This window comes from Pedobacter frigiditerrae (assembly GCF_004331645.1).
Taxonomy (GTDB): Bacteria; Bacteroidota; Bacteroidia; order Sphingobacteriales; family Sphingobacteriaceae; genus Pedobacter; species Pedobacter frigiditerrae.
This window is the reverse complement of sequence record NZ_SJSK01000003.1, coordinates 704,793-719,379: the sequence shown is the minus strand read 5'-3', so window position 1 is coordinate 719,379 and position 14,587 is coordinate 704,793. Positions and strand designations below refer to the sequence as shown.

The window sequence follows — 14,587 nt, the reverse complement described above, 5'->3', positions numbered from 1 at the left end:
ATGACAGCAGCGGACATATTAAAAAAATATTGGGGATTTGATAATTTTAGACCATTACAGGATGAGATTATTCAATCAGTTTTAAATGGAAAGGATACCCTTGCGTTGTTGCCAACTGGCGGAGGAAAATCTATATGCTTTCAAGTTCCAGCAATGGTTATGGAAGGAATATGCATTGTGGTTTCTCCACTAGTAGCTTTAATGAAGGACCAAGTTGAAAACTTAAAGGCAAAAGGAATTAATGCTATTGCTATTTATGCAGGTATGGGCAAAAGAGAGATAGATATCCTTTTGGACAATTGCATTTATGGTAATATTAAATTCCTTTATTTATCTCCAGAGAGATTGCTTTCAGAGATAGTTAGAGCTCGCATTTCTTACATGAATGTGAATTTGATAGCAATTGATGAAGCTCATTGTATCTCTCAATGGGGATATGATTTCCGTCCGCCATACTTAAAAGTTAAGGAGCTTCGAGAAATTCATCCTGATAAGCCAATATTAGCTTTAACAGCAACCGCCACAGCTTTTGTAAAGGAAGACGTTGTGCAGAAACTGGAGATGAAAGACGCTCAGGTTTTTGTTAAAAGTTTCTCTCGTAGAAATTTAAGTTACGTGGTTTACGACTTAGAAGACAAACACAAAAAGCTAATCGAAATAGCTAAAAACGTAAAGGGATGTGGGTTGGTCTATGTAAGAAATAGAAGGGAAACCGCAGAGGTTGCTCATTTTTTACAACGAAATGGAATTGCAGCAGATTTTTATCACGCTGGGATTGAAAAGGAATTACGTTTTCAAAAACAGGAAGATTGGAAAACAGATAAAATAAGGATTATGGTTGCCACAAATGCATTCGGGATGGGGATCGATAAACCTAATGTTCGTTTTGTGATACACTTAGATTTGCCAGATAGTTTAGAGGCATATTATCAGGAAGCAGGTAGGGCAGGAAGAGATGAAAATCGTGCCTTTGCGGTATTATTAGCTAATAAATCTGACCAGTTGATATTGAATGCAAAATATACGGATAGCTACCCGACAGTAGATGAAATTAAAAAGACCTATCATTATCTGGGAAGTTACTTTCAATTGGCATTTGGTGCTGGAGAAGCTTTAAGTTTTGAGTTTGACATAGCGGATTTTTGCAAGAAATTTGGTTTGGGCGTAATTAAAACCTTAGCAGCTTTGAAATTCTTGGAACACGATGGTTATATTGCATTGTCTGAGAATATCTTCTTGCAATCGAGGATGATGTTTACGGCAAGCCATGAAGATGTCTATCGTTTTCAGATTGAGAATTCTGCTTACGACCCAATCATAAAAACCATTCAGCGTAGCTATGGAGGTGCTTTTGACGGTTATGTGAAGATTAAAGAATCAGATTTGTCCAATCGATTAAAGCTTTCTTATAAAGATGTTATTGAGATTTTAAACCGTTTACAGCAATTCGATATATTGTCTTATTTACCACAAACCGACCAACCTCAATTGCAATTTATCTTGCCCCGGAGAGATCAAGCTCATTTAGATATAGATGTAAAATATATCAGACTTAGACAGCAGATTCAGAAAGACCAAGTTAGTGCAGTTTTAAGTTATGCATCAACACAACTTTGCAGAAGTAAACAATTGCTACATTATTTTGGAGAAACGAATGCCGAAAAATGTGGCTTTTGCGATATCTGTCTTGCTGAAAGAAAATTAGAAGAAGCAAGCCAGTTAAAAGATAAAATAGAATTTGAAATTGCTACACTTTTACAAAGCCAGCATTACAGCCTCGATGATTTAGTGGAAAGTTTAGAAACTGGAACCGCTAATGAAAAAATAGAAAGAATTAGGGAACTACTTGATGCCGGAAAAATTAAGACCGATGGGAAGAAGTATTATCTGTAAGGGAGTATTAAGTATCTAGTATAAAGTAGCAAGACAAGGTTCTAAGACAATTTAACAGTCCAGCAATTTCTAACATTTACATTGTTTATTAATTTTTTATCTACTTTTAATTAATCTAAAATTATGCAAGCAAAAAACGACAAAAAGACAATACGCTCTTGGGCTTATTTCGATTGGGCTAACTCAGCTTATAACTTAGTAATTACTTCAACCATATTTCCAGCCTATTATACAATTATCACATCAGATAAAAATCCTGAAACGATTGATTATGTGATTTTTTTTGGGAGAAAGTTTGTTAATTCTGCGCTTTATAGTTATGCTATGTCTTTCGCTTTTTTGGTGATTGCTTTTTTATCTCCTATACTTTCATCAGTTGCAGATACCAGGGGTAACAAAAAAGTATTTATGCAAATGTTTACCTATATAGGTTCTTTAGCTTGTTGTGGCTTGTTTTTCTTCAAGATAGAAACTTTAGAACTAGGAGTTGTTTTATGTGTGGTAGCTGCAATTGGTTTCTGGGGTAGTTTGGTTTTCTACAATTCTTATTTGCCAGAAATTGCTACTGTAGACCAGCAAGACAAAGTAAGTGCAAAAGGCTTTACTTATGGTTATATAGGTAGTATAATTTTGCAAATTATATGTTTTGTATTTGTATTTAAGCCAGATTGGTTTGGTATAACTGATAGTTCAATTCCGGCCAGATTATCATTTTTTATGGTTGGTATTTGGTGGTTGGTATTTGCACAAATACCTTTTAGAAATTTACCAAAAGGTAGTGCAAACTACAAAGCTGAAAAGAATGTTTTCACTAATGGTTTTAATGAACTTAATAAAGTATGGTTACAGGTTAAGAAAATGGCTTATCTAAAGCGTTTTTTATATGCTTTTTTCTTTTACTCTATGGGTGTGCAGACTGTAATGCTAGTGGCAACCATATTTGGGGAAAAGGAATTACATCTGCCAACAGAAAAATTAATAGCAACCATTTTAATTTTGCAATTAGTGGCTATTCCTGGTGCAATGCTGATGTCATATTTATCATCTAAGAAATATGGAAATGTTAATGTGCTAATTGGTGTTGTTATCATTTGGATTGGCTCATGTGTGGCAGCCTATTTTATTCATACAGAATATCAATTTTATGCTTTAGCAGCTGTAATTGGCTTAATAATGGGTGGCATTCAATCTTTATCTCGTTCTACTTATTCTAAATTTTTGCCACAAGAAAGTCCCGACCATACTTCCTTCTTCAGTTTTTACGATGTTGCTGAAAAAGTAGCCCTAGTTTTTGGGATGTTTATTTTCGGTTTTATTGACGAAAAATTAGGTATGCGAAATTCTGTTATCGCATTAACTGTATTTTTCATTTTAGGTTTAGTATTTTTGCTGTTCTTAAAAAAGGTAGAGCCGAAATCTGTTGTTGTTGAGTAGGGAGCCTGAAATTTAATATCCACTAATGAAGATAGAGTTATTTGTTCCCTGTTTTGTAGATCAATTATATCCAGAAACTGCATTTAATACAATTAAAGTCCTAGAAAAGGCAGGTTGCGAAGTAAGTTATAATTCAAAGCAAACTTGTTGCGGCCAGCCGGCTTATAATGCTGGTTATTGGGAGCAAGCCAAAGAAATAGGCAACAAGTTTTTAAATGATTTTTCTGATAACGAATATATAGTTGCCCCATCTGCATCATGTGTAGGTATGGTTAAAAATGGCTTTAATGATTTGTTTACCAATACCATAGTGCATAATAAATGCAGAAGTATGCAAACCAATATTTTCGAACTTTCTGATTTTTTAGTCAATATTGTTAAGAAAGATTATTTTGGAGCAGAGCTTGATGGAAAAGCCGTTTACCATGATTCTTGTAGCGGGTTAAGAGAATGTAAGATTAAAGAAGAACCTCGTCAGCTGCTTTCTAAAGTCCATGGGTTAGAAATGGTAGAGATGAAAGATACGGATATGTGTTGTGGTTTTGGCGGAACTTTCGCCGTTAAATTCGATGCAATTTCATCAGCTATGGCAGAACAGAAAGTGAATAATGCTTTAGAAATGGAAGCCGAATATATTATTTCTACAGATTTATCTTGCTTGATGCATTTAGATGGCTACATCAAAAAAAATAATGTACCTATAAAAACAATGCACATTGCCGATGTATTGGCAAATGGTTGGTTAGATTATTAACCCCCTAACCCCCTGAAGGGGGTATTGGGACTTTAAAGTCTACTTTAGGGGATTAGGGGTTTATGTAAAAGAAAAGTTATATTAAAACAAATTAACCTTTTTTAACATTTCAAGTCTAAAAACTACAATAAATTTGTGGTATCAAAAACATTTACAAAATGAACAAAATTCTGATAGCCTTTGTTGGCTTATTTTCTATAGCCTTAACAAGTCAGGCTCAAAAAAAATCTGGAGCAATCCAGTTTGAAACAGCAATAGATCCTGTGGCAATGGCTGCTGAAAGAGGTATAACTTTATCTGAGGAGATGAAAGCCCGTATGCCAAAAAACCAAAAAGCAAACTTCGAATTGTTATTTACTGCTACTAATGCAAGCTATATGCCTGTTGAAGATACTGAGGATAGTAATGGCGGTCAAGGTGGTGGCGGTATGATGCGTATGATGCGTTTTGCTGGTGGTGCTGGTGGCCAAAGAGAGTATTTCTATTCATTTGCTGACCAAAAATTAGTAGAAGTATTTGATTTAAGTGATACTACTTATGTAATGCAAAGCAAATTAACCGTTGCTTCACAACCTAATTTAAATATGGGTGGCAATAGGCAAGGTCAGGGTCAAGGTGGCGCTAGCGCTACTGCTCCAGCTGCAGCTACTAGTTCAATTGAATATTTACCAGGCGAACCAAGATTTGAAATTGTAAAATCTGATGAGACTAAAAAAATAATTGGCTTTAACTGTCATAAAGCTATTGTTAAAACTATCCGTAAAGCGAAAGTTTTAGGTGAAGTTGGTGAAATTGCCGATGAAACTGCGGTTTGGTATACTACTGAACTAGGTTTTAATTTCTCCCCAAGCCCAAATATGTGGACAGAAGGTACTGTTTTATCTATTGAGACTAAAGGTAGCGCAACAACTGCGAAAAGCATCGAATACAGAGGTGTAAGTGCTAAAGATGTAACTGCTCCTAAAAAAGCTACTCCAATTACTCAAGAAGAGTATGTAGTTAAGATGCAAAACATGATGAAAAGATTTAGCGGTGGTAATAGAGGTGGCCAAGGTGGTCAAGTTAGAAGTGTAATTATTAATTAATTTTTCCAACATAGTTATGAAAGTCCCGACCAAAAATCGGGACTTTTTTTGTGTTTAATTTTTTTAGATTTGGGAATTATAGCTTACTTACACACATAATGATTGCCAAAGAAAACTTATTAAAAACGAAACAACATTTTGAGATTTTAGATGGATTGAGAGGGATAGCTGCAATTGCAGTAGTTGTTTTTCATTTTATGGAAATTGCCATTACTGATTATAGTAAAAACTTCATAGGCCATGGCTATTTGGCGGTAGATTTCTTTTTCTGTTTATCGGGCTTCGTAATTGTATATGCTTATGATAGCAGGATAGGACAAATAGGTATTTGGCAGTTTGTTAAACTAAGACTTATTCGTTTACAACCTTTGGTAGTTATTGGTTCTATTTTAGGCTTACTTACTTTTCTTTTTGATCCTTTCAGTGATTTTTACGCTATCTATGGTTTTGGTAAAACTGCACTCATTTTCTTAAGTTCCATATGCTTAATTCCATACCCAGTAATGGAAGAGCGATACTTCAATCTCTTCAATTTAAATGCACCTGCTTGGTCACTTTTTTGGGAATATGTGATAAATATAATTTACGCTTTAGCACTTTTTAAAGCGCCTAAAAGAGTTTTGCAAGTATTAACCTTGATGGGAGCAATCTTTCTATGTTATGTAGCTATTAATTCAAAAAATATAAGCGGTGGTTGGGGTGGTCCAAATTTTTGGGATGGCGGTGTAAGAGTATTATTTTCTTTCTTTTTAGGGATGTTAATTTATCGTTCTAATTGGATTATTAAGAACAAAATAGGCTTTTTAGCATTAGGAATATTTTTATTAATTGGTTTTTTAATACCATATAATGATGAATACAACTGGGTTGTTGAGCCAATTCTGGTTATGTTTTATTTCCCATTAATCGTTTCATTAGGCGCAGGTAGTTCTTTAAAGCCATCGGTAAAAAAACTTGCAAAATTATCTGGAGAAATCTCTTATCCACTATACATGACACATTATCCCTTTGTCTGGATATTTTTAACGTATGTTGCTGTAGTTAAGCCTTCACTTTCTACATTGGCTTTAGTAATTCCTATTTCGGTTATATTATTAATTATATTAGCTTATCTAAGCTTGATATTTATTGATGCCCCGATCCGTAATTATTTAAAAAACAAGTTAACGAAAGCTTCTTGAAATTAACACTACTTATACTTTGAAATTTGTCGTAAAATGGGCATCTTTGCATTTCAAAAATCACTTGGTATGTGATTTTACTAAACAATTTTTTTAACCTTTAAATCATAGTTGTAGATGATTAACATTACTTTACCTGATGGTTCAAGCCGTCAGTATGAAAAGGGCACATCTGCCCATCAAATAGCCTTGTCAATATCTGAAGGCTTAGCAAGAAACGTTTTAGCAGCAGAAGTTAACGGAGAAATCTGGGATTCTTCTAGAGCAATTGAAGCTGATTCTACTGTTAAATTATTAACATGGAATGATACAGCTGGTAAGGCTACATTCTGGCATTCATCAGCTCACTTAATGGCTGAGGCTTTAGAAGCGCTTTATCCAGGTACAAAATTCGGTATCGGCCCTGCCATTGAAACTGGTTTTTATTATGATGTAGACTTCGGAGATAGAGAATTCTCTTCAGACGATTTTAAAGCCATCGAAACCAAAATGCTGGAATTAGCTAAACAAAAAGAAGGGTTTAGCAGAAAAAGTGTGAGCAAAGCTGATGCAATACAATATTTTACAGAAAAGGGTGATGAGTACAAATTAGACCTTCTACAAGGTTTAGATGATGGAAAAATCACATTTTATAGCCAAGGTGAGTTTACAGATTTATGCCGTGGACCACACATTCCAAATACTGGTTTTATTAAAGCCATAAAATTGATGAATGTTGCGGGTGCTTATTGGCGTGGAGACGAAACTAAAAAACAGTTAACTCGTATTTATGGCGTAACTTTTCCAAAAGCTAGTGAATTAACAGAATACCTGTTAATGATCGAAGAGGCAAAAAAACGTGATCACCGTAAATTGGGTAAAGAATTGGAGTTATTCATGTTCTCTGAAAAAGTTGGTGCTGGTTTACCAATGTGGTTGCCAAAAGGAACTGCTTTGCGTGAACGTTTAGCTCAATTTTTAACAAAAGCACAAGTTAAATCTGGTTACGAACAAGTTATCACTCCTCATATTGGTCACAAGAATTTATATGTTACTTCTGGTCACTATGAGAAATATGGTAAGGATAGTTTTCAGCCAATAAAAACACCACAAGAAGGAGAGGAGTTTTTCTTAAAACCAATGAACTGCCCGCACCACTGTGAAATGTATAAGTTTAAACCACGTTCTTATAAAGATTTACCAGTTCGTTTTGCAGAGTTTGGCACAGTTTATCGTTACGAGCAAAGTGGAGAATTACATGGTTTAACTCGTGTAAGGGGCTTTACTCAAGATGATGCTCACTTATTCTGCCGCCCAGATCAAGTTAAGGAAGAGTTTAAAAAAGTAATTGACTTGGTATTGTATGTTTTCAAATCTTTAGGATTCGATAATTACATTGCACAAATCTCATTACGTGATCCAGAAAATAAAGCAAAATACATTGGTTCTGATGAAAACTGGAAATTAGCCGAAACTGCAATTATTGAAGCTGCTGAAGAAATGGGTTTGCCAACTGTAGTAGAATTTGGCGAAGCTGCTTTTTATGGCCCAAAGCTAGATTTTATGGTTAAGGATGCGTTGGGTAGAAAGTGGCAATTAGGTACAATTCAAGTAGATTATAACTTACCAGAGCGCTTCGAATTAGAATACACAGGTAGCGATAATTTAAAACATCGTCCGGTTATGATTCACCGTGCACCATTTGGTTCTCTAGAACGTTTTGTGGCAGTTTTGATAGAACATTGCGCTGGTAATTTCCCATTATGGCTTTCTCCAGAACAATATATTATTCTACCTATCTCAGAGAAGTATGAAGAATATGCAAAAAAAGTTTCAGATGAACTAAATAATTCCGATATTCGCGGTCTGATAGACTTTCGAGATGAGAAGATTGGAAGAAAAATCAGAGATGCTGAGGTTAAAAAGTTACCTTATATGCTTATAATAGGCGAAAAGGAGATGGAAGAGCAAAAAGTTTCAGTTCGCAAACATGGACAAGGAGACTTAGGTTCAATGACTTTGGCAGAGTTTAGTGAAATAATTATTAAAGAAATAACAGTTTAACAAAAATTACATTTGGCATTAGGAAGACCAGGATTTAATAGGGGACCACGTCCTCCTTTTAAGAAAAAAGAAGCAGAACATAATATTAATCAGTATATCAGAGCTCAGGAAGTTAGGTTAGCTGGAGATAATGTTGAGCCGGGGATTTACCCATTGGCAAAAGCTTTGGCACTTGCTGATGAGTTGGAACTAGATTTAGTAGAAATCTCTCCAAATGCAGTTCCACCTGTTTGCCGTATTATCGATTATAGCAAGTTTGTTTACGAACAAAAGAAAAAGCAAAAAGAGATAAAAGCAAACGCTAAACAAACAGTTATTAAAGAAATTCGTTTTGGTCCTAATACTAACGATCACGATTTTCAATTTAAATTAAAACATGCTGTTAGCTTTTTAGAAAATGGCGAAAAAGTGAGAGCTTACGTACACTTTAAAGGTAGAGCTATTGTTTATAAAGAACAAGGTGAAATCTTATTGTTAAAGTTTGCACAAGCTTTAGAAGATATAGGTAAAGTAGAATTACTACCTAAATTAGAAGGAAAGCGTATGTTTTTAACATTAGCGCCTAAAGTAGCAAAGAAGTAATAAATATTATAAATTAAAACAAGGTTATGCCAAAAATGAAAACCAATTCCAGTGCTAAAAAGCGTTTTTCGCTTACTGGAACAGGTAAAATCAAAAGAAAGAACGCCTACAAAAGTCACATTTTAACAAAAATGAGCACTAAACGTAAGCGTAACTTAGGCCAGACTAGTCTGGTAAGTGATGCTGATATGGGCAACGTTAAACGTATGCTTGCAATCGGTAAATAACTAATTTTTTAACCAGGTACTCGGTAACTAAGATTGCTTAAGGCAACACCGCTTATCAAAAACAACACACTATGCCACGTTCGGTAAACGCAGTAGCTGCTAGACGCAGAAGAAAAAAAGTCCTAAATATGGCCAAAGGCTATTGGGGATCAAGAAGCAAGGTATTCACCATTGCTAAAAACACGGTAGAAAAAGGTTTGCAATATGCTTACCGTGACCGTAAAGTTAAGAAAAGAGAATTCCGCGGATTGTGGATCCAACGTATCAACGCTGGAGCACGTGAGCACGGTGTATCTTACTCTCAATTAATTGGTAAATTGGCAGCTAAAAACATCGGTTTAAACCGTAAAGTATTAGCTGACTTAGCAATGAACCATAAAGATGCTTTCAAAGCAATCATTGATGCAGTAAAATAAGAAATACATTACATAAAAAAAGGGGAGCAAGTTGTTCCCTTTTTTTATGACCATTTTTTGTCATTCAGAGCGAAGCGAAAAATCTCTCTAACTAGATTCCTCCAAAGTCGGAATGACATTTTTTTAGAAAAGTAACTTTATCACAATAATTAAAGTAAGTCTGGCTTTACGCTACCTGTCTACCGCAGGCAGGTAGCTTTATAATTTCCTTCGACAGGCTCAGCATCACAATTATAGGGTATGCCGCTTCTCCGATAGCTATAGGGACCGGTTTAGAAAACTTAAAGTAGTGCGACAAACTAAAAGCTAAGGTTCAAAGCAACTAAGCTAAAAACCAAACTTATGTAAAACCAAAGAATTGAAAATAGGGTGTGTATCCAAGTTTCTAATCTTTTGCCCTTCCATAAATCTTTTGAGTAAACGAAGAATTGAAAGAATAATCGCATTCCCCAAAAAAGTGCCAAGCCAAAAGCTATTTTTTGTCCAAATAGTGTTGTTGTTAAATCCTTAGCACACAACATACATAGAACTCCCATTAATAAAGTGGTAACAGCAATGAAAAATGTATGCACGTACATTAATTGTTTGTTAATTAATGTAAGCGATTTTAACTGTTCTTTCCAAGCAAAGTATCTAGGGAAAATAATATGAATAAATGCCAATACAATTAAGATAAAGCCGACTATTTCAAGGTGTAATTCCATTATTGTATTGTCATTCTGAGCTTGTCTAAGAACCGCGAAGGGTTCAGCGAAGCTAATCTTTAAGTTAAATAATAAACATTTATAAAAGGTGTAATTTTCTTTGTTTGTGTTAACTGTAACCCTGATTTTTTAAAAACATCTTTCCATCTCCTTGGATTAAAAAAATGAAAACAACCAAGGTTATAAACCAAAAAATTATAAATATCTCTATTGTGTTCTACGACAATAACTTTTCCATCATCCTTTAAAGATTTCTTGATTTGTTTAAAGAAGATAATTTGTTCTTGCTTATCCCTAATTTCATGTGCTGCTAAAATCACAAATGCGCAATCAATACTTTTTGTAGGTACTCCGATATTTGATGTTTCAATTGCCAAAGTTCCAGGATATGGCGGATATGCTTTTCTTGCCCTTTCGATGGAAACTTCTGTATGTTTTGCAGGATTATAAAAATCCATTACTGTTAAGTTAGAGCTAACATATTTGCGTTTTAACAAATAACTTGTTTCGTCAAACCCTGCGTTAATGTTTAATAAGTGATTTTCTTGTTTAATTTCTACATCATCAAGCCATTTTAAGCTGTATAAATTAGAAACATCATATATGTAATAAGAAGCAATTAATGATAATGTTGTGCCTAATATAATGCCAATGATAATTAAATAGCATATCCAGTTCAATTGACCTGAGCATAAAATTGTTATTGCGAATAAGCAAGTAATTAAAAAGAAAGCTAAAATATAAAAATGCCAGTTAAACCTGACGATATTTAAAACTCCTTGAAACGGTTTTCTTAAATGCCTTTCCATATTTCAGTTCTGCCCTTTTTCCAGTGATAAGGAATGTCTTCATTGATAAAAGCATTAGCTAGCATTGCTCCTTTAAAATTATCTTGTTTAATAAAACCAACTTCTGCTTTTAACACTTCAATTGGTTTGGGAATCCAGTTTTGACGAACACCTTCTATGATGGTTACTTCATTGTTTAACTCGTTATATGTAAAGGTAAATGGGAGTGGGCCCGCAAATCTCCTTGCGGTTTTCCAGTCTTCAAAGACACTGCCTTTTGGCAGCTCTGCATTTTCATTTTTCTTTAGTTCTATTGCTAAACCAGATTTATTTGAATTGATATATACATTTTCGGCAGTTTCTGCTAATTTAATATCTGTGGTGGTGTAATTGTAATGGGTAAATATATTGCCAAAAAAGATCATTTTCTTTTTATCGGTTTCAGATTTGAGAATGTATAAACCTCTTAGTCTTTTGCCTTCGTTAGTGGTGTAACGAACAAAAATTCTATAACCTGCCAAAAAGAAATCATTGCCCATAAAATTTGGAAATCCTTTTGGTCGTAGATTTTCTGTTTGAACCAAAGCAATTGCAATAAAAGCCCATTCATCGTTATGAGTGTCGAGTGTTAAACAGCTAGGAAGTAAACTTTCCAATTGCGTTTTTGGTAAAGCATAAGTAAGTACAATTGTACTTTTGAAATGAGCTTCTACTGCAAATGGATGGTTTTTAAGAAATGACATTCAGAAACTATTATTAGCTTTTATGTTATTAAATTGCTTCACCATATAAGGCATTTAAGTAAATATAAGTCAATAGTTAATTAGAATCTTAAACACTCTTATATTTCTTATATGGTAAAAACGATAAGCATAATAGGAGAATAACTAAAATTCCTATATAAGATCTATACTTTTTCCAGCTTCAATGATGCTTGTTTTGTCTAAATTTTTAAGGGTTGGAATATTTCCTAGATGATTGATTTGAGTATAATTCAAAATGTAACTTTCACTTTCAGAGTTAGCTTCCCCATTAAATATAATTCCTTTGATGCAAATGTTATGTTGCCTTAAGGTGTTGATGGTTAGTAGTGTATGGTTGATGCTTCCTAAATAGTTTTGCGAAATTAAAATCACTTCGAGGTTTAGGTATTTAATTAAATCTAAAATAAGTTCTTTGTTATTTAGTGGTACCATTAAACCTCCAGCACCTTCAACAATTAAGTTGTTATCGGTATCTGGCAATATAAATTGATTAAGCGCTATCTCAATCCCATCTAATTTAGCCGACAAATGCGGAGAAAGTGGATTGTTTAAACGATAAGTTTCTGGATGAATCTTTGTTTTCTCATTACTAATTAAACTTTCAATGGCTAAACTATCGCTTTGTGATAAGTCGCCAGATTGAATTGGTTTCCAATAATCTGCGTTTAGCTTTTCGATTAAAATAGCGCTAACAATCGTTTTGCCAATTCCAGTTCCAATTCCAGTTATAAAATATTTTTGCGCCATTATTGAAATGCTTTTAAATGATCAACTAACTCACTAATTTCTTTGTCGGCGTTATAGCTATGTAAACATATTCTTAACCTTTCTTTTCCTGCCGCTACAGTTGGACTGAGAATGGCTTTCACATCGAATCCTTTAGCTTGTAATGCCTTAGCAGCATTTTTAGTTGTTTCGCCGTTGTCAAATAAAATAGTTTGGATAACGCTATTGCTTTGAATTCTTGGTAGTTTTAACTCTTTGATTAAGCTATTGTAAAGGTCTATCTTTTGCCTTATTTCAGTTTGACAATTTCCTTTATCCAATAATTGATAAGCACAGTTTACTGCAACAATGTTGTGTAAGGGAGCTGCGGTTGTATAAATAAAGGAACGGGCAAAGTTAATGAGGTAATTGCGGAGGTTCTTACTCCCTAAAATAATTGCCCCATGAGTGCCTATTGCTTTTCCAAAAGTAATTACCCTGGCAAAAACATCACTTTCTTGGCCTAATTGATTAACTAGTCCTTTTCCTTTATCTCCAAAAATCCCAGTTGCATGAGCTTCATCTACAATTAAGTTAGCTTGATGCTTTTTGCATAACTCGCCAATTTCTTTAAGTTTTGCTAGGTCGCCATCCATAGAATAAACACTCTCTATTACTACATAGATTATGCCTTTGGCGGATTTTAGCTTTTGTTCTAGATCATTTAGGTCATTATGTTTGAATTTAAATCGCTCTGCGTAACTTAATCTTGCACCATCTATTAAACTTGCGTGAATAATTTCGTCGGTAATAATGGTATCTCCGCGTTGTGGGATGGAAGAAAGTAAACCAACATTAGCGTCATAACCAGAATTAAAAATTAGTCCAGCAGGTGCGCTATGGAAATTTGCAATGAATTTTTCAGTTTCTTCAACATAAGGATGGTTTCCACTTAAAAGCCTAGAGCCACCGGAACCATTTTTAAATGGCTTAATTTGTTGGCTTTGTTCTTCTATTAAAGATTTTAGTTCTGCTGATTGGGCAAGACCTAGATAGTCATTTGAGCAAAAATCGAATGGGAGAGAGGTGTTTGTCAGTTTCCTTAACAACCCATTCTCAGTTCTTTCATCTAGCTTTTGTTGAAGAAAAGATTCTGCTTTTTCCATTGGGTTCAAAAATAAGAAAGCCCCGATAATAATCGGGGCTTTTCAGTTTATATTTTTAAGATTGAATTATGATATGGCTAAGAATAACAATGCCGCTAAAGAAGAGCCAATAATTGGACCTAAGATAGGAATCCAAGCATAATCCCAACCACTGCTTCCTTTTCCTTTCATTGGTATAATTGCGTGAATAATTCTTGGGCCTAAATCACGAACTGGGTTAATGGCATAACCTGTTGTGCCGCCTAAAGCTAAGCCAATAACCCATACTAAAAAGGCTACAGGCAAAGCACCTAAGGAACCTAAACCAAATGGGGTAGGGCTTTCTTTTGTGCCCATGGTTGCGCTGGTAAGGTAAAAAATAACAAATATTAGTACAAAGGTTCCTACAATTTCTGATAGCAAATTAGATACATTATTGCGAATAGCTGGACCTGTTGCAAAAGGTGCTGCCTTTAATCCTTGATCTTCGGTTGCATCAAAATGATCTTTATAGATCAACCAAACTAAAAGGGACCCTGTCATTGCGCCTACAAGTTGAGCAGCTGCATAACCAGGTAATAAGGCCCAATCAAATTTATGTGCAATTGCTAGACCTAAACTTACAATTGGGTTTAAATGAGCGCCACTGTACGGACCCGCAACTACAACGCCAACAAAAACAGCTAATGCCCAGGCTGTAGTAATTACAATCCAGCCACTGTTATTTCCCTTGGTATCTTTTAGCACAACATTAGCCACCACACCATTACCAAGCAAGATCATTAAGCCTGTACCGATAAATTCTGCTAGATATACATTCATTTTATTATTGGTTAATCGTTTGAATTGATAAATTGGTTAATTGT

At 34.6% G+C, this 14,587-nt stretch carries 15 protein-coding genes; 9 read left to right on the top strand and 6 right to left on the bottom strand.

Features of this window, described 5'->3' with window-relative positions; translation table 11 throughout:
• The 9 genes from EZ428_RS14710 (at nt 1) to rplT (ending at nt 9,615) form a co-directional block, all read left to right on the top strand.
• Nucleotides 1-1,893 carry a RecQ family ATP-dependent DNA helicase gene (locus EZ428_RS14710; protein WP_131553923.1) on the top strand — a complete coding sequence of 631 codons (1,893 nt, stop codon included), beginning with the start codon at nt 1-3 and terminating at the stop codon, nt 1,891-1,893.
• A gap of 123 nt (nt 1,894-2,016) precedes the next feature.
• Nucleotides 2,017-3,327: an MFS transporter gene (locus tag EZ428_RS14705; protein ID WP_131553922.1), complete on the top strand. Its 1,311-nt coding sequence runs from the start codon at nt 2,017-2,019 to the stop codon at nt 3,325-3,327.
• 25 nt (nt 3,328-3,352) lie between these two features.
• Complete coding sequence (locus EZ428_RS14700; RefSeq protein WP_131553921.1) at nt 3,353-4,081, top strand: (Fe-S)-binding protein; 729 nt, start codon at nt 3,353-3,355, stop codon at nt 4,079-4,081.
• Nucleotides 4,082-4,239: 158 nt separating this feature from the next.
• Complete coding sequence (locus EZ428_RS14695; protein WP_131553920.1) at nt 4,240-5,166, top strand: hypothetical protein; 927 nt, start codon at nt 4,240-4,242, stop codon at nt 5,164-5,166.
• Nucleotides 5,167-5,264: 98 nt separating this feature from the next.
• Nucleotides 5,265-6,347 (top strand): acyltransferase family protein, encoded by a 1,083-nt coding sequence (locus EZ428_RS14690; protein WP_131553919.1) that lies wholly within the window; start codon nt 5,265-5,267, stop codon nt 6,345-6,347.
• Nucleotides 6,348-6,464: 117 nt separating this feature from the next.
• Nucleotides 6,465-8,390 (top strand): threonine--tRNA ligase, encoded by a 1,926-nt coding sequence (gene thrS / locus EZ428_RS14685; RefSeq protein WP_131553918.1) that lies wholly within the window; start codon nt 6,465-6,467, stop codon nt 8,388-8,390.
• A 12-nt stretch (nt 8,391-8,402) separates the two neighbouring features.
• Complete coding sequence (gene infC / locus EZ428_RS14680; protein ID WP_055131820.1) at nt 8,403-8,972, top strand: translation initiation factor IF-3; 570 nt, start codon at nt 8,403-8,405, stop codon at nt 8,970-8,972.
• Between the two features lie 26 nt (nt 8,973-8,998).
• Nucleotides 8,999-9,199, top strand: coding sequence for a 50S ribosomal protein L35 (rpmI, locus tag EZ428_RS14675; protein ID WP_113652647.1), 201 nt, complete (start codon nt 8,999-9,001; stop codon nt 9,197-9,199).
• Nucleotides 9,200-9,270: 71 nt separating this feature from the next.
• Nucleotides 9,271-9,615: a 50S ribosomal protein L20 gene (gene rplT, locus EZ428_RS14670; RefSeq protein WP_055131818.1), complete on the top strand. Its 345-nt coding sequence runs from the start codon at nt 9,271-9,273 to the stop codon at nt 9,613-9,615.
• A gap of 299 nt (nt 9,616-9,914) precedes the next feature.
• On the opposite strand, the gene EZ428_RS14665 is transcribed toward rplT, so the two are convergent.
• From EZ428_RS14665 to EZ428_RS14640, 6 genes are all read right to left on the bottom strand, one after another.
• Nucleotides 9,915-10,319: a hypothetical protein gene (locus EZ428_RS14665; protein ID WP_131553917.1), complete on the bottom strand. Its 405-nt coding sequence runs from the start codon at nt 10,317-10,319 to the stop codon at nt 9,915-9,917.
• Nucleotides 10,320-10,378: 59 nt separating this feature from the next.
• On the bottom strand, nt 10,379-10,999 hold the full coding sequence (locus EZ428_RS14660) for a class I SAM-dependent methyltransferase (protein ID WP_205945710.1): 621 nt from the start codon (nt 10,997-10,999) through the stop codon (nt 10,379-10,381).
• Between the two features lie 113 nt (nt 11,000-11,112).
• Nucleotides 11,113-11,850: a DUF2071 domain-containing protein gene (locus tag EZ428_RS14655; RefSeq protein ID WP_131553915.1), complete on the bottom strand. Its 738-nt coding sequence runs from the start codon at nt 11,848-11,850 to the stop codon at nt 11,113-11,115.
• Nucleotides 11,851-12,003: 153 nt separating this feature from the next.
• On the bottom strand, nt 12,004-12,618 hold the full coding sequence (gene bioD / locus EZ428_RS14650; RefSeq protein WP_131553914.1) for a dethiobiotin synthase: 615 nt from the start codon (nt 12,616-12,618) through the stop codon (nt 12,004-12,006).
• Complete coding sequence (locus EZ428_RS14645) at nt 12,618-13,742, bottom strand: aminotransferase class I/II-fold pyridoxal phosphate-dependent enzyme (RefSeq protein WP_131553913.1); 1,125 nt, start codon at nt 13,740-13,742, stop codon at nt 12,618-12,620. The genes bioD and EZ428_RS14645 overlap by 1 nt, the downstream gene beginning before the upstream one ends.
• A 66-nt stretch (nt 13,743-13,808) precedes the next feature.
• A complete protein-coding gene (locus tag EZ428_RS14640) occupies nt 13,809-14,543 on the bottom strand; it encodes an MIP/aquaporin family protein (RefSeq protein WP_131553912.1) in 735 nt (244 codons plus the stop codon).
• Nucleotides 14,544-14,587 lie beyond the last annotated feature (44 nt).

Bases quoted from the DNA above. Each gene is read 5' to 3' on its own strand.
- EZ428_RS14705 (WP_131553922.1), top strand. From the start codon at position 2,017: ATGCAAGCAAAAAACGACAAAAAGACAATACGCTCTTGGGCTTATTTC.
- EZ428_RS14700 (WP_131553921.1), top strand. From the start codon at position 3,353: ATGAAGATAGAGTTATTTGTTCCCTGTTTTGTAGATCAATTATATCCA.
- EZ428_RS14665 (WP_131553917.1), bottom strand. From the start codon at position 10,319: ATGGAATTACACCTTGAAATAGTCGGCTTTATCTTAATTGTATTGGCA.
- EZ428_RS14710 (WP_131553923.1), top strand. From the start codon at position 1: ATGACAGCAGCGGACATATTAAAAAAATATTGGGGATTTGATAATTTT.
- rpmI (WP_113652647.1), top strand. From the start codon at position 8,999: ATGCCAAAAATGAAAACCAATTCCAGTGCTAAAAAGCGTTTTTCGCTT.
- EZ428_RS14645 (WP_131553913.1), bottom strand. From the start codon at position 13,742: ATGGAAAAAGCAGAATCTTTTCTTCAACAAAAGCTAGATGAAAGAACT.
- EZ428_RS14690 (WP_131553919.1), top strand. From the start codon at position 5,265: ATGATTGCCAAAGAAAACTTATTAAAAACGAAACAACATTTTGAGATT.
- EZ428_RS14640 (WP_131553912.1), bottom strand. From the start codon at position 14,543: ATGAATGTATATCTAGCAGAATTTATCGGTACAGGCTTAATGATCTTG.
- thrS (WP_131553918.1), top strand. From the start codon at position 6,465: ATGATTAACATTACTTTACCTGATGGTTCAAGCCGTCAGTATGAAAAG.
- EZ428_RS14695 (WP_131553920.1), top strand. From the start codon at position 4,240: ATGAACAAAATTCTGATAGCCTTTGTTGGCTTATTTTCTATAGCCTTA.
- bioD (WP_131553914.1), bottom strand. From the start codon at position 12,618: ATGGCGCAAAAATATTTTATAACTGGAATTGGAACTGGAATTGGCAAA.
- EZ428_RS14655 (WP_131553915.1), bottom strand. From the start codon at position 11,850: ATGTCATTTCTTAAAAACCATCCATTTGCAGTAGAAGCTCATTTCAAA.
- rplT (WP_055131818.1), top strand. From the start codon at position 9,271: ATGCCACGTTCGGTAAACGCAGTAGCTGCTAGACGCAGAAGAAAAAAA.